Below are 14,857 nucleotides of genomic sequence, written 5' to 3' on the forward strand. Positions count from 1 at the left end.
GTGGTGAGATGAGTCCGACAAAAATGAACAGTGATTATATGTTGAAGCGTCTCAAAGTCAATCCTGCTGAAGCGCCGAAAACGCAAGCTGTACAAAAAGGAATAAATACAAAGGGACCTTCATTTAATGATGTTTTATCTAAAATTAAGGATTCTGATCAAGTTAAATTTTCCAAACATGCAATTACGCGTTTGGATCAAAGAAATATTACGCTTACTGAAGCTGAGATGAATCGAATTCAAGAAGGTGTTGGCAAGGCCAAGTCAAAGGGCGTTAGAGAAGCGCTGATCATGATGGACAATAAAGTATTTATTGCCAGTGTACCTAACAATACCATTATTACAGCAGCAACAGATGAGCAATTAAAAGAAAATGTTTTTACGAATATTGACGGAGCAGTCATCGTATAGCTGGACCTTTTTAGGAAGCTATTTCCCCCCTTGAATGATGGATAGGGGACCTGCTCGATATAGGAGGTTATCGTTATGATGCGATCGATGTTTTCTGGTGTATCCTCACTAAAGGCACACCAGTTAAGAATGGACGTTATTGGCAATAATATCGCCAATGTAAATACGGTTGGCTATAAATCGTCTGCCGTGTCTTTCTCAGAAATGTACTCACAGACACTTGCAGGTGCAAGTTCTTCAAGCCAGTCGCGTGGTGGTACGAACCCAATGCAAGTAGGCCTGGGTACAAATACTGCTGCAATTGCAGTGAACCATACAAAAGGCTCTATTCAAAGAACAGATGTCGCCACCGATTTAATGGTGGATGGCGAAGGTTTCTTCATGGTTTCACCAGCTAGAAATGGCGAAAATATTATGTACACTCGAGCTGGAAACTTTTCAATGGATTCCAGTGGGTATTTGGTAACTGTAGAGGGATATTATGTCCTTGACAAAGATTTTGAGCCAATTCAGGTTAACATGTCTGAAACTGTAAATGCAAGTGCCACAAGTAAACTTTTGGTTTCAGGAAATATCAATTACAATGATAAGGAATATGGCGTTACAGTTGATGCCTATGATTCTTTGGGAGATACCCATACCTTTGATATAAAGTTTCTCGAAGACCCAATAACTACGGCTACTAGTGCGGATTTAACAGCGGATAATGCCGTTTCAGTAAGAAAAATGACAATTACAATGCAAAGAGAAAGTGGTGATTTAAGAGTATTTCCCGGAGGGACAGACGCAATTGCTGACGACGGAGATGGTCTTGGAGAATATATAGGGGATAGTGCTGAAACGTTTTACGTAGGTTTTGATGAAAATGGAAATGTTGTGGGTCTATATGATTCTGCTTATGCGACATTAACAGACGAGCGCAACATCCCAATTCCAGGTGCAGCAGCCCTTAATATTCCATTAAACAAATCTATGTTTTATTTAAATGGGGATGACACAAGTCCAAATGCTCAAACATCATTTAGCCAGTACGCACAAGATTCAGATGCCAGAGGTATTCAGATGGATGGATTTTCAGCAGGCTCTATTTCATCATTTAACATCAGCTCAAAAGGTGAGGTAATCTCTTATTATACAAATGGAAATACAAACATGTATGAAGAAGAGGATGATAAAAAGCCTCAAATAATTGGGCTTGTTTCATTTGACAATCCAGGGGGACTCATGAAGATGGGCAGCAATATGTTCCAAGCAACGCCTAACTCCGGTTCACCTAAATACGGCATACCGGCCTCAGGTAGCTTTGGCTCTTTAACACCAGGTGCACTTGAAATGAGTAACGTGGATTTATCCGCACAGTTTACGGATATGATTACGACACAAAGAGGTTTTCAGGCTAATTCAAGAGTTATTACAACCAGTGATGAAATCTTGCAAGAACTTGTGAATCTGAAACGATAATTTATCTACCCGTAGCGATCCTACGGGTAGTTTTAGTGTTTAAGTGAGAGGTGACACATGATAAAAGTGACAAGGCTGAACGATAGCCCTATCTACGTCAATTCCAGTTTGATTGAATTCATAGAAGAAACACCAGATACGGTTATTACACTTACAACCGGAAAAAAAATAATCGTAAAAGAGTCGGTTGAAGCAGTTATTCAAAGTATTCTTGAATATCATGCAAAAATAAGTCAATATATAAGTATAGAGAAATAAAATAGATTAGTAAAAGAGGTGTTATTTTGGATATTACAACAATCATTGGAATTGTGCTGGGGTTGGCACTTGTAGCATGGGGAATCTTAACCAATAGTGATTTGGGCAGTTACATTGACCCTGCATCTCTTATAATTGTACTGGGTGGAACCATAGCGGGATACTTGGTTGCCTTTCCGTTGAAAGAAGTCCTTAACATTGGAAAGGTAATTGGCAAAACTGTAAAGAACAGCGAGTTTAATATTGATCAAATTATCGGGAAAATTATTGAACTTGCGAATGTGGCTAGAAGAGAAGGCCTTTTAGCACTTGAAGAAGCTGTTTCAGAAATCAATGATGAATTCCTTCAAAAAGGTGTCATGCTAATTGTAGATGGAACTGACCCTGAACTGGTCAAAAATATCATGGAAACTGAAATTGAGAATTTATCGGACAGGCATTCGAAAAGTAAATCTATGCTTGAAATGATGGGAACACTTGCGCCTGCTTTTGGTATGGTTGGAACCTTAATTGGTCTTGTTGCCATGCTCCAAAATTTATCCGATCCATCATCCATTGGTCCATCCATGGCTGTAGCCCTTCTAACCACTTTTTATGGGTCCTTATTTGCCAATTTGATTTTTATCCCAATGGCAGCTAAATTAGGCCTTAAGAGCAATGAAGAAGTTCTTATTCGTAATGTAATGATTGAAGGTTTGTTGTCTATACAGGCTGGGGAAAACCCTAGGATTATTGAGGAAAAATTAAAAGTATTTTTACCGCCATCAGTTCGAAAGACTGTGGGGACACAGGAGGCGAAATCAGAAAATGGCTAAGAAGAAGTGTCCAGAATGTAAAGAAGGCTCTCCTGCATGGATGGCCACATATGGTGACATGGTTACCTTGCTCATGTGTTTCTTTGTTCTACTTTTTGCCTTTTCGTCGATAGACGCTCAAAAATTTGAGGCAGTAATGGAATCGTTTCAAGGGTCAGCAGGCGTACTCTCTGGCGGAAAGTCACTTTCAGAAGCACCGTTTGTATTTGATGCCATGCCTGAAAGTAAGACTTCAAAAGAATCTGTTGTTGAAATGAAGAAGTTGGAAAATTTAAAAACAGAAATTGAAGAATACCTTGAAGAAAATGATATGGAAGCTCAAATTACGCTAGAACTTGAAGCAAGGGGACTGGTTATTCGATTTGAAGACAATGTCCTTTTTTCATCGGGTAGTGCAATTATAAACCCAAATTATTATGAGGTGCTTGATTTTTTAGTTGGCTTGTTAACCACTGATGAATTAATAAGCGAAGAAATTAGGGTTGAGGGACATACAGATAATGTGCCTGTAAATACCTCTAAACATCCATCCAACTGGGAACTTTCTACAGAAAGGGCAACAAATGTTGTTAGGTATTTTGTTGAAGCTGCTGGGATGTCGCCACAGCGTATATCAGCTGCTGGCTTTAGTGAATATAGGCCTGTTGCAAGCAATGATACTGAAGAAGGCAGAGCTGCCAACAGACGCGTTGACGTTGTGGTGGTGAACCAACAAGCTGACTTAGAAGAGGATGAAGAATAGAAGGGGGCAATTTATGAACAAGAAGATACTTATAATTATTATAGCAGTGGTTTTATTGCTTGTTGTTGTTGTTGGTGCTGTAGTGGTCTTTTTTATGATGAACAGTGACAAAGAAGAGCCTATTGTATATTACGAGTATTTGTTGGATGAAGAATATTCAAATCTTGCAGATTCAGATAGTGCAAAAATCGTAAAATATCAGGTGACAATTGAGTATACGAACGAAGAACTCTTAGAACAACTCGACATTAATAAAACAAAAATCAGAAACAATATTGATGAAATTATGCGGTCGACGTTGTCAGAAGATATTGCAAAAGTTAATGGAAAGCAAAGACTTAGAGATCGAATTCGGAATATGGTAATTGATGTTCTTGAATCGGATGAAGATACAATCAGCAACATTTATATACAACCTTTTGTAGTTCAAGGTTAAGTTTTATCGAGATGTTGCCGATAATTATTCTGATATAGTATTTCTTTAATACTCTAATGATAAGGAGGTGGTTGTATGTCAGATGTATTGTCACAAAATGAAATAGATGAACTGCTAACCGCCTTAAGTACCGGTGAAGTGGATGTAAAGGACATAGAGGAAGAAAAGAAGGAACGTAAAGTTAGGAAGTACGATTTTAGTCGACCAGATAAGTTTGCTAAAGATCAACTTCGAACTTTAGAGATTATTCATGAGAATTTTTCCCGCCTTTTAAACAACTTTTTATCTGGGTATTTACGCACTTATATAGAAGTTGATGTTATATCTGTTCAAAGTTTGATTTACACAGAATTTAGCAACTCGATTTCTAATCCTGCAATTTTAGGAATCGTTGATTTTTCACCATTTGATGGGCAAATTATTATTGATGTCTCTCAAGACATTGCCTATGCAATGATTGAACGCGTTCTAGGTGGCAATAATAAAGCGAAAGCGGCTTCAAAGGAAAATCGATCGTTAACAGAAATTGAGATGACACTTCTTAGAAACATTTTAATTAAATTTATAAATTTACTAAAAGAACCATGGGGAAATATTGTAGAACTTAGACCAAAACTTGAGAACATTGAAACGAATTCTCAGTTTGCTCAAATTGTTTCACCTGCAGAATCTATAGCGCTTGTAACCTTTAACATTCACATAGGGGATATAGAGGGCATGGTAAATGTTTGTATCCCACATTATGTTATTGAACCAATTTTACCGAGTTTAAGTTCGCGTTTGTGGTTTGCAACAACCAATAAAAAGGAAATTACTGAAGAAGAACGGGGCGCGTTAGAGACAGGAATCTCTAAGTCAAAACTCGCTTTATCCACTGTTGTTGGAAAATCTGCAATTTCAGTTGCTGAATTGTTGAATCTTCAAAGAGGGGATATCATTCTTTTGGATCAAAAGGTGGAAGATTCCTTTGGCGTTTATGTTGAAGGGCAAATGAAGTTCAAAGGAAAACCGGGTATTAAGAAAAAAAATATAGCTGTTATGATAACTGAAGTCGTAGAGGGAGGAGATGATCTAGATGACTGATATGCTATCTCAAGAAGAAATAGATGCTTTATTGGGTGGCGGTGCACCTGTAACTGAAAATAGTACGGTTGAAGCTTTGACTGATGAAGAAGCTGATGCCATAGGTGAAATTGGAAACATCAGCATGGGGACTGCTGCAACAACTCTCTTTACATTATTGAATAAGAAAGTAACCATTACAACCCCTAAAGTATCAGAAACAACAATGGAGGCTCTTGCCAACGAGTTTGTGGACCCTTCAGTTCTGATAAACATTACCTATCGAGTTGGTATAGAGGGTGTAAACTTTTTGATTTTACATGAAAAAGATGTTAAAATTATAACTGACTTGATGATGGGGAATGATGGTACAAATGTATCGAGTGAATTAAATGATTTGCATTTAAGTGCAATTAGTGAAGCGATGAATCAGATGATTGGGTCTTCATCGACTTCCTTGTCTGAAATGCTTGGGAAAAAAATTGATATTTCACCACCAGAAGCTTATCATGATAAAATTTCTGAACTTGATTACAACCAATTTGGTGTCAATGATCAAGACAGGGTTGTGAAAATATCGTTTAGAATGACTGTTGGCGACCTAATTGACAGTGAAATTATGCAAGTGTTACCGCTTGAAGTTGCCAAGCAGATGGTTTCGACTTTGATTTCTGGCAAAGATGAGCCGGAGCAAGAAGCTAAGCCAGCACCCGCTAAAGAGAAGCAACCTGAACCTGCAGAAGCAGAAGATGTGATTTCACCAAGCGTTGCGCCTCCTAAACAGGCTTATTATTATGAGGAAGATCAATCACCAAGTCGCGTTTCGAATGAAAAAGTCAATGCAGTTCCACTCCAATTTGAAAATTTTGATAGCAATTCTGCACAAATGTATTATAATAATGATATAGACTTAATTCGGGATGTGCCGCTTGAGATTACCGTAGAACTCGGGAAAACAGGGAAAAAAATCAATGAGATATTGGATTTTGGCGTTGGCACAGTGATTGAATTAGATCGATTGGTCGGTGAACCGCTAGATATACTTGCCAATGGCAAGCGAATTGCTAAGGGTGAAGTTGTAGTAGTAGATGAAAATTATGGCATCAGAATTACAGATATTGTCATACCAAGAAAAGTCACTGAATAGATTTAAGGAGGAGTAATATGGCTAACACAGTATTGGTTGTCGATGACGCGGCATTCATGAGGATGATGATTAAGGATGTTCTCACCAAAAACGGATATGATGTTGTCGGAGAAGCCGAGAATGGCCAAAAGGCAATTGAAAAATACAAGGAACTCAAACCTGAGCTTGTTATTATGGACATTACAATGCCAGAAGTGGATGGGATTCAAGCGGTTAAAGAAATTAAATCTTTTGATCCAAATGCGAAAGTTGTTATGTGTTCTGCAATGGGACAACAAGCAATGGTTATTGAATCTATACAGGCAGGCGCTAGAGATTTTATAGTAAAACCATTTCAAGCTGATCGCGTGATAGAAGCAGTTAAGAAAGTTTTGGGATAGGTGATAAGTATGAGCTTATTCACCTATGCTCTTACAACATATAATCAGACGGATGATGTGTGGTTCACAATTAGGTACATCGTTGTAGCCACATTATTTATATCCGTTTTATGGATATTCTCTAAGGCTCTAACTAAGAAAAATCAGATGTCATTGAAAGGAAGAAAAATCAGGGTTTTGGAAAGAACCCTTCTTTCAAATGATAAGAGTTTGGTATTAGTAGAATTGGAGAATATTTTTTATTTGTTAGCTGTTGATAAGACTGGCATACACGTCGTTGATAAAAGAGATGATCTAGATCCTATGGATTTTCAGCGAAAATCTACTGTAGAAGAGTTGTCTTTTGTAAAGCAACTTAAAGAATCTATACAAAAGAGAGAGAAAACCAATGACAACAATCAATGATTTATTTGGGGAACTTAAAAAAGCCTTGTTGCTTTTTTTTGTTGTGTCTATATTAATTTCATTTTCTCTACCCTCTTATGGGGCTACTTCTTTGGAACTTCCGAACATAAACATAAGCATTGACAATGAAGAGGGGGAAGTTGAAGTGGCCAATAGCATTCAAATTTTGCTGTTGCTAACTGTACTCTCGTTGGCACCATCAATTCTTATTATGATGACTTCCTTTACGAGAATTGTAATTGTGTTAAGTTTTGTTAGACGTGCACTTTCTTTACAGTCTACACCACCCAATCAGACTTTGATAGGATTGGCACTTTTTTTAACATTTTTTATCATGCAACCTGTTTTTACGGATGCTTATGAAAATGCTTATGTTCCTATGCAAGAAGGCACTATAACCTTAGAAGAATCAGTAGACAGAGCTTCAGAACCATTTAAAGAATATATGCTTAGACAGGTTCGATCAAAGGATTTGGCACTTTTTGTCGAACTTGCTGAAATTGAAACGGTGGAAACCAACGATGATTTACCACTCACTGTCGTCGTGCCTGCCTTTATTATCAGCGAATTGAAGTTGAGTTTTGAAATTGGTTTTCTAATTTTTGTCCCGTTTATTGTGGTTGATATGATTGTCGCTTCAACGCTTATGGCACTTGGAATGATGATGTTACCACCCGTTATGATATCGCTTCCAATAAAGGTTTTACTCTTTATTATGGTTGATGGTTGGCATTTGATAGTTGAAAAATTGATTTTAAGTATAAGATAGAAGAGGCCCTTGATGAATGAAAGTATGATCATAGATTTGTTTACTGAGTCCATAAAGATGATTTTGATTCTTTCTGCACCTATGCTCTTAAGTGGTCTATTAATAGGACTTCTGATTGCAATTTTTCAAGCAACAACACAAATTCAGGAAGCGACATTGGCCTTTGTACCTAAAATTATTGTTGTATTCCTGGTAATGATGTTCACAGGGCCGTGGTTGATTAATTCTTTGATTGACTTTACGACAATGATTATGAATATGATTGATTTGATAATCTATTAGAATCGAGGGGGTTAGATGCTGTATTCGGTACCTGTTTTGGACTTGATTCTGGTTGCAGCACGAATGGGAGGTATGATTTTTACAGCGCCATTCTTTGGCAGCCGTAATTATCCTGCACCGCTTCGAATTGGATTAATGTTTTTTTTAGCAATCTTAATTAACCCATTAATATCCTCAACCGTAGTTTACGATGTATCTACTTTTTTGGATTTGGGCGCTAAAATTGTAAGTGAACTTATGATTGGCGTTTTTGTAGGATTTGTTTTAACTTTATATTGGAATTTTATTTACTTTGCAGGGGATATTATTGACCGTGATATTGGTTTTTCTATGGTTAATGTGGTAAATCCAATGGATGAATCACAAATTCCAATTACAGCCAATCTCTTTTATATTTTTGCCACATTGATTTTTGTTCAGTTAGATTTTCACCATGAATTGATTACGGCAATGACCGTTTCCTTTGAAAGAATTCCCTTAGGGTTTAGTTTTTTTTCCGTGACATCGTTTCCTATTTTGTTAGACGCACTGAGAGAAACTTTTGTTATTGGCTTTCAAATAGCAGCCCCTTTTGTAATTACAGTTTTAATTTCTAATATTATTTTGGGATTACTTGCAAAGGCAATGCCAGGAATGAATGTTTTTATTTTAGGGATGCCGTTTAAGATTTTTTTTGGTTTTTTATTATTCATCATCCTCATGCCATTTTATTATGAAATTTTTGCAGAAGTTATAGGTCATGGTTTTAAATATGTAACGCAATTTTTCAATCTCTTCCCTTGATATTAAGGAGGCCGTATGCTGAAATATTATGATTTACAGCTTTTTTCAGAAGAAAAAACAGAGCAGCCCACGGCGAAAAAAATCAGAGACACACGCGAGAAAGGTCAAGTCCCACAATCGAAAGATTTGAATGGTGCTTTTTCATTACTTGCAGTTTTTGCTGCCCTTTCTTTTTTAAGTGACTTTTATGTGGATGAAATTTTTGGATTTTATCACTTTATTATGAATTTAACGGAAGACCCTATTTTTTTGTATTCCAGTCAAGGCATCAATCAACTGCTACAAGAAGTCTTGCTCACCATACTGAAACTATCATTACCACCTTTGGTTGTAGCAATGATTGTGGGGGTTCTGCTATCCTATATGCAGGTGGGGGTACTTTTTACAATTGAGCCTATTAAACCAAAACTAAATAAAATTAATCCTCTAAAGGGATTTAAAAATATGTTTTCTACCAGATCTTTGGTTGAACTGCTTAAGTCCTTATTTAAAGCTGGCTTGATTTTGTACGTATCTTGGACATTTATTACATCTAGAATTAGCGAAATCCTACTTACAATGGAACTTGAAACTGGTCAAATTGTTCTAATTATGTGGGATTTGGTTTTCGGTGTTGTCATAAGGTCTGCTTTAATTTTATTTGTAATTGCTGTCTTTGATTTTGCTTTTAAGAAATGGAAAAACAAAAAAGATATTATGATGACCAAGCAGGAAATAAAGGACGAATACAAACAAAGCGAGGGTGACCCTCAATTGAAAGCAAAAATCAAAGAAAAGCAACGGGCATTTGCAATGAGTCGAATGATGCAGGAAGTTCCCAAAGCTGACGTTGTTATAACAAATCCAACACATTATGCAATTGCTGTACAGTATGATTCAAATTTAGGGGATGCACCTCGTGTTGTGGCAAAGGGGCAAGATTTGGTTGCACAAAATATTAAACGTGTGGCCACAGAAAACGAAGTGCCATTGGTTGAAAACAAGCCCTTGGCTCAAGGGCTATATAAGGCAGTGGATATTGGCGATTTTATACCTCCGGATTTTTATGAGGCTGTAGCAGAAGTACTGGCATATGTATATACATTAAAAAGAAACGCTTAGGAGGCAATAAATGCGTTTTAGTGACATAAGTGTAGCAATTCTCGTTATTGTAATTATTTTATTGATTATTATTCCAATCCCTTTGGGCCTTTTGGATTTTTTTCTCGCGCTTAATATAGCACTTGCTCTAACAATTTTAGTTTTGTCAATGTTTATGCGAGAAACTTTAGAATTTAGTGTATTCCCCTCAATTTTGCTGATTACAACGTTGTTTAGGCTTGCTTTAAATATTTCAACAACACGTTATATTTTAAGTGAAGGACAAGCAGGGAGTGTCATTGCAGCATTTGGCGACTTTGTTATTGGCGGAAATGCCGTTGTAGGTTTTATTATTTTTATTATTATTGTAATTATTCAGTTCTTAGTTATTACAAAAGGTTCTGAACGGGTATCTGAAGTTGCTGCAAGATTTACACTGGATGCTATGCCTGGGAAACAAATGGCGATAGATGCGGATTTGAACTCGGGCCTGATAAATGAATCAGATGCAAAGGAAAGACGTAAAAAGATCCAACGTGAAGCAGATTTTTATGGGGCAATGGATGGTGCCAGTAAATTTGTCAAAGGTGATGCAATTGCGGGAATTTTAATTACTGTTATTAATATTTTGGCGGGTTTCTTAATTGGTACTTTTATGATGGGCTTGCCATTGGTGGAATCAATCAGTAAATTTACGCTTTTAACTGTTGGTGATGGTTTGGTCAGTCAATTACCTGCACTTATGATTTCTGTTGCAACGGGTATTGTTGTGACACGATCTGCATCAGAAGAGAACCTCGGAACTGATGTGTTTGCGCAATTATTTATGCGAAGAGTTGTTTTGTATATTGTTGGATCATTTTTAGTGTTGTTGGGAGCTGGAACGCCTTTGCCAACATTACCCTTTTTAGTGGTTGGCGGTGCTGCTCTTTTGCTCGGATATCGGGCAATGCAAGTGACAAAAAAGGAGGAGAAACTGGCAGAAGTTGAAGAGGTGCCAGAGGATACTTCAAAAGATGACATGAGACGGCCTGAAAACATTATGCCTTTATTGCAAGTCGATCCTATTGAACTTGAGTTTGGTTACGGTATAATTCCATTAGCGGATCCAAATCAAGGGGGAGACTTGTTTGACCGATTGGTTATGATTAGGCGGCAGATTGCCTTAGAACTTGGTTTAATTGTGCCTATGATTCGTTTGCGGGACAACATTCAGTTGGATGCCAATCAATATTTGATTAAAATTAAAGGCAATGATATTGCATATGGCACCATTGTCTTTGACCATTATTTGGCGATGAGTCCTGGGAGTGTCGAAGGTGAGATAGAGGGAATAGATACCGTTGAACCTGCCTTTGGCTTGCCTGCCAAATGGATTAAATCGGATTTGAGGGAAAAGGCAGAACTGCTAGGGTATACGGTTGTAGATCCTTCTTCAGTTATTTCTACACATCTGACAGAAGTTATTAAAAAGCACGCACATGAACTTTTAAGTAGAGAAGATGTTAAAAATTTAGTTGAAAATATCCGCGAATCAAATCCCGCCCTTCTTGAGGAATTGATACCAAATTTAATGATGATTGGTGACATTCAAAAAGTATTGGCAAATCTTTTGTCAGAAGGAATCTCTATTAGAAATCTTGTTTCTATTTTGGAGACTTTGGCAGACCATGCCCGTTCAACGAGAGACGTCAATATTTTAACAGAATATGTTAGACAAAAATTATCCAGACAAATATCAAAACAGTATTTTCCTTTTGGAGAAGCAAAAGTGGTTACATTAGAGCAATCACTTGAAAATATGTTGATGGAGTCTATAGACACAAATGAAAATGGTACTTTTTTATCTTTGGACCCAATGACAACGCAATCAATACTATCAAGTTTAAGTGAAGAAATTAAAAAGTTGCTTCAAATGGGAGAACAAGCAATTGTTGTTACGGCACCAATTGTACGATTTTATTTTAAGCGCATATCACAGCAGGCAATACCAGAATTAGTTGTATTGTCGTATAATGAAATTGAGTCAGACATTGAAATACAATCTGCCGGGATGGTGAGTGCATAATGAAAGTAAAACGATATTTGGTTAACGATATGAGCGAAGCCATGATAAAAATTAAAAATGAACTTGGAATGGATGCTGTGATTTTGAACACAAGAAAGATCAAAACTGGAGGGTTTCTTGGCCTGTTTAAAAAAACTGTGCTTGAAGTTGTTGCAGCTATTGATGAGCCAGTTTTGCCGAAGAAAACCAGACAAGTTTCTGAAAACAACTCTAGACCAGAGCATGTACAACCTGTTAAAGAACCCGTTGTGGTGAATTCTGAAATGATGGAATTAAAAAAAATGGTTCAAATTCTCATTGAAAAAGTGGATCACATTGAGCATACTGAACGGGCTGTACAGGTTGATTCAGAGCCAGCAAAAGAGTCGGTGTACATTGATTACCTTAAAGAGAAAGACATACAGGAATCGATTGCAAAAAAAATCATGGAAATCGTTCAAAGACAAATAAGCATCAATGAAAAGAATCATGAATCGATTTTAAACGCTATGAAAGTAATTGCAAGGGAATATCTTGGTGAGGTAAAAACCATTGATCGGGATTTACCTGGTAATCCTGGAATCTATCTTTTTTTAGGACCGACAGGTGTTGGAAAAACAACTACGCTAGCAAAGATAGCGGCAAGATTAACTTTGGTAGAAAATAAAAGCATTGGGTTAATTACGGCAGATACTTATCGAATTGCAGCGGTGGAACAACTTAAGACCTATAGTGAGATTTTAGGAATACCACTTGAAGTTATCTACGAAGCCAGTGAATTGGAATCGGCCTTATATAAGTTTAAAGATAAAGATTATGTCTTGATTGATACTGCGGGCAGAAGCCACAAAAGTAAGGAACTTCAGTCAGATTTTGATGAGCTGATGCAGTTTATAGATCATGCGACGATTTTTCTGGTTATGAGCATGACAACTGGATTTAAAGACATGAAAAACATCATCGATTCCTATAAATTCTTGGAGGAATATCGATTGTTATTCACTAAACTTGATGAGGCAACGGCTTATGGCAATATTCTCAATCTTAAAGTTTTAACCGGTAAACCGCTTTCTTATGTTACAACTGGACAGAGTGTACCAGATGACATTGAAGAAGCTGATCGTGAAAAAATCATTCAAATTATTTTTGATGAGGCCTAATTTGTTAAGTGGGGGTTGAAATGGATCAAGCTCAAAGACTAAGAGATATTGTAGGGGATGTAGACATAGCTGAAAATTCAGTACAAGACGCAAGAATCATTACAATATCAAGTGGAAAAGGTGGGGTTGGCAAAACAAATTTCACAGTGAATATGAGCATTGCGCTTGCAAAGTTAGGAAAACGCGTCACTATTATTGACGCAGATCTTGGACTTGCAAATGTAGATGTTCTTTTTGGCATTGTACCAAAATATAATTTGTCACATGTTATTAAAGGAGAAGTGCCGATACAAGACGTAATTATTGAAGGCCCATATGGTATCAATATTATATCTGGCGGCTCTGGTATCATGGATTTAATTGACTTGGCCAATGAAGAACTTGAAAAATTGATTCAAAGTTTGATGTATTTTAATGAAGTTTCAGATTACATTTTAATTGATACAGGTGCAGGGTTAAGTAAGTCAGTGCTCTCATTTATTGATGCGGCATCAGATGTAATTGTGGTGATTACGCCTGACCCAACTTCAATTACAGATGCATATGCTTTGGTAAAAAACATCATAAAAGAGGATACAAAAAAGATCAAACTGATTATTAATCGTGTTGAAAGCAATGAAGAAGGGGACGAAGTCTTTAATAAAATGCAGCAAGCAGTTACTAAATTTTTAAATAAAGAACTGGAAAATTTGGGGTATATTTTTGAAGACAACAACTTGAAAAGGGCTGTTAGAAAACAAGTCCCTTTATTAGAAGCCTATCCGAGGGCAATTGCCAGCAAAGGTATAGAAAATATTGCGTATAACCTCGACAATAATGGTAAATATAGTAAAAGCAATCACAGCTTTAGAAGTTTTTTAAATAAATTGATGAATAAAATATAAGGTGGTATAAATGGAAGGATTCACGAAATATTTGAATATTGCAGATTCCTTGGATATCATGATATTTGTGAACAGCATGGAATCCTATACATTGTCGGCTTTTGTTTATGATATTGTGGATCCAAATACGTTAATCATATCCAACCCGATACATGAGGGGCATTTGTATGCAATGGAAACGCGATATGACTACTATTTTAGATTTTACATTGAAAATAGTGGGATGTACTTGTTCAAAGGAACAGTTGAAAAACGTATGCGGTTTGACAACCTTCCCAGTGTTCTAATCCGGCAGGCATCTGAAATCAAAAAAATTCAAAGACGTAAGTTTTTTAGAGTTAATTTCAGGGCCAAGGGTGCTGTTATTGTTAACCGTTCTTTGAGCGATGCTGAGCTTGAACGTGAAAAGCGAAAAGCTCTAAAACATTCTACAGACGTTGTTGTGGAAGACACTGTTGAAGAGCGGATTCCATTTGATTCAGTTGATTTAAGTGGTGGCGGTATTCGATTTCACGTTAAGAAGGCGTTTGAAGAAGGTATGCCTATTGTGGGAGAGGTCTTATTAAATCATGAGACAATTAGATTTACCGGTGAAGTGTCACGGGTTGAGAAAAAAGATGATTTTACCTATGAAGTGGGTATTAGATTTATAGACCTTAATCCAGGCGTACAATCAAAAATTGTTGCATATGTCTTTGAGATTGAGCGAAATTTGATAAAAAAGGGTTTGATGTGA

At 36.9% G+C, this 14,857-nt stretch carries 18 protein-coding genes; all 18 read left to right on the forward strand.

Annotation, left to right across the window (positions count from 1 at the left end; genetic code table 11):
- Window positions 1-8: 8 nt before the first annotated feature.
- The 18 genes from JOC49_RS00485 (at window position 9) to JOC49_RS00570 (ending at window position 14,857) form a co-directional block, all read left to right on the forward strand.
- Complete coding sequence (locus JOC49_RS00485) at window positions 9-410, forward strand: TIGR02530 family flagellar biosynthesis protein (protein WP_243423523.1); 402 nt, start codon at window positions 9-11, stop codon at window positions 408-410.
- A 75-nt stretch (window positions 411-485) separates the two neighbouring features.
- Window positions 486-1,871, forward strand: coding sequence for a flagellar hook protein FlgE (locus tag JOC49_RS00490; RefSeq protein WP_204661113.1), 1,386 nt, complete (start codon window positions 486-488; stop codon window positions 1,869-1,871).
- A 57-nt stretch (window positions 1,872-1,928) separates the two neighbouring features.
- Window positions 1,929-2,129 (forward strand): flagellar FlbD family protein, encoded by a 201-nt coding sequence (locus tag JOC49_RS00495; protein ID WP_204661115.1) that lies wholly within the window; start codon window positions 1,929-1,931, stop codon window positions 2,127-2,129.
- Window positions 2,130-2,155: 26 nt separating this feature from the next.
- Window positions 2,156-2,944 (forward strand): motility protein A, encoded by a 789-nt coding sequence (locus JOC49_RS00500; RefSeq protein ID WP_204661116.1) that lies wholly within the window; start codon window positions 2,156-2,158, stop codon window positions 2,942-2,944.
- Window positions 2,937-3,686: an OmpA/MotB family protein gene (locus tag JOC49_RS00505; protein ID WP_204661117.1), complete on the forward strand. Its 750-nt coding sequence runs from the start codon at window positions 2,937-2,939 to the stop codon at window positions 3,684-3,686. Before JOC49_RS00500 ends, JOC49_RS00505 begins: the two co-directional genes overlap by 8 nt.
- 13 nt (window positions 3,687-3,699) lie before the next feature.
- On the forward strand, window positions 3,700-4,122 hold the full coding sequence (locus JOC49_RS00510) for a flagellar basal body-associated FliL family protein (protein ID WP_204661118.1): 423 nt from the start codon (window positions 3,700-3,702) through the stop codon (window positions 4,120-4,122).
- A 75-nt stretch (window positions 4,123-4,197) separates the two neighbouring features.
- A complete protein-coding gene (fliM, locus tag JOC49_RS00515; RefSeq protein WP_204661119.1) occupies window positions 4,198-5,205 on the forward strand; it encodes a flagellar motor switch protein FliM in 1,008 nt (335 codons plus the stop codon).
- Window positions 5,198-6,331 carry a flagellar motor switch phosphatase FliY gene (fliY, locus tag JOC49_RS00520; protein WP_204661120.1) on the forward strand — a complete coding sequence of 378 codons (1,134 nt, stop codon included), beginning with the start codon at window positions 5,198-5,200 and terminating at the stop codon, window positions 6,329-6,331. Before fliM ends, fliY begins: the two co-directional genes overlap by 8 nt.
- Before the next feature lie 17 nt (window positions 6,332-6,348).
- Entirely contained in the window at window positions 6,349-6,711 is a 363-nt protein-coding gene (locus tag JOC49_RS00525) for a response regulator (protein WP_204661121.1), read from the forward strand.
- A gap of 9 nt (window positions 6,712-6,720) precedes the next feature.
- Window positions 6,721-7,116: a flagellar biosynthetic protein FliO gene (locus JOC49_RS00530; RefSeq protein ID WP_204661123.1), complete on the forward strand. Its 396-nt coding sequence runs from the start codon at window positions 6,721-6,723 to the stop codon at window positions 7,114-7,116.
- Entirely contained in the window at window positions 7,100-7,885 is a 786-nt protein-coding gene (gene fliP, locus JOC49_RS00535; protein WP_204661125.1) for a flagellar type III secretion system pore protein FliP, read from the forward strand. The genes JOC49_RS00530 and fliP overlap by 17 nt, the downstream gene beginning before the upstream one ends.
- A gap of 12 nt (window positions 7,886-7,897) precedes the next feature.
- The gene (gene fliQ, locus JOC49_RS00540) at window positions 7,898-8,167 is read left to right on the forward strand and encodes a flagellar biosynthesis protein FliQ (RefSeq protein WP_204661127.1); all 270 of its coding nucleotides are present in this window, start codon (window positions 7,898-7,900) and stop codon (window positions 8,165-8,167) included.
- 42 nt (window positions 8,168-8,209) lie between these two features.
- Window positions 8,210-8,950 carry a flagellar biosynthetic protein FliR gene (gene fliR, locus JOC49_RS00545; protein WP_204661129.1) on the forward strand — a complete coding sequence of 247 codons (741 nt, stop codon included), beginning with the start codon at window positions 8,210-8,212 and terminating at the stop codon, window positions 8,948-8,950.
- Window positions 8,951-8,965: 15 nt separating this feature from the next.
- Window positions 8,966-10,051, forward strand: coding sequence for a flagellar biosynthesis protein FlhB (flhB, locus tag JOC49_RS00550; protein WP_204661131.1), 1,086 nt, complete (start codon window positions 8,966-8,968; stop codon window positions 10,049-10,051).
- Between the two features lie 10 nt (window positions 10,052-10,061).
- The gene (gene flhA, locus JOC49_RS00555; RefSeq protein WP_204661133.1) at window positions 10,062-12,098 is read left to right on the forward strand and encodes a flagellar biosynthesis protein FlhA; all 2,037 of its coding nucleotides are present in this window, start codon (window positions 10,062-10,064) and stop codon (window positions 12,096-12,098) included.
- Entirely contained in the window at window positions 12,098-13,237 is a 1,140-nt protein-coding gene (gene flhF, locus JOC49_RS00560) for a flagellar biosynthesis protein FlhF (protein ID WP_204661135.1), read from the forward strand. The genes flhA and flhF overlap by 1 nt, the downstream gene beginning before the upstream one ends.
- A 20-nt stretch (window positions 13,238-13,257) precedes the next feature.
- Window positions 13,258-14,121, forward strand: a complete 864-nt coding sequence (locus JOC49_RS00565) for a MinD/ParA family protein (RefSeq protein WP_204661137.1) — start codon at window positions 13,258-13,260, stop codon at window positions 14,119-14,121.
- Between the two features lie 10 nt (window positions 14,122-14,131).
- Window positions 14,132-14,857, forward strand: coding sequence for a flagellar brake protein (locus tag JOC49_RS00570; protein WP_204661139.1), 726 nt, complete (start codon window positions 14,132-14,134; stop codon window positions 14,855-14,857).

This window comes from Fusibacter tunisiensis, from assembly GCF_016908355.1.
In the GTDB taxonomy this organism is placed as follows: domain Bacteria; phylum Bacillota; class Clostridia; order Peptostreptococcales; family Acidaminobacteraceae; genus Fusibacter_D; species Fusibacter_D tunisiensis.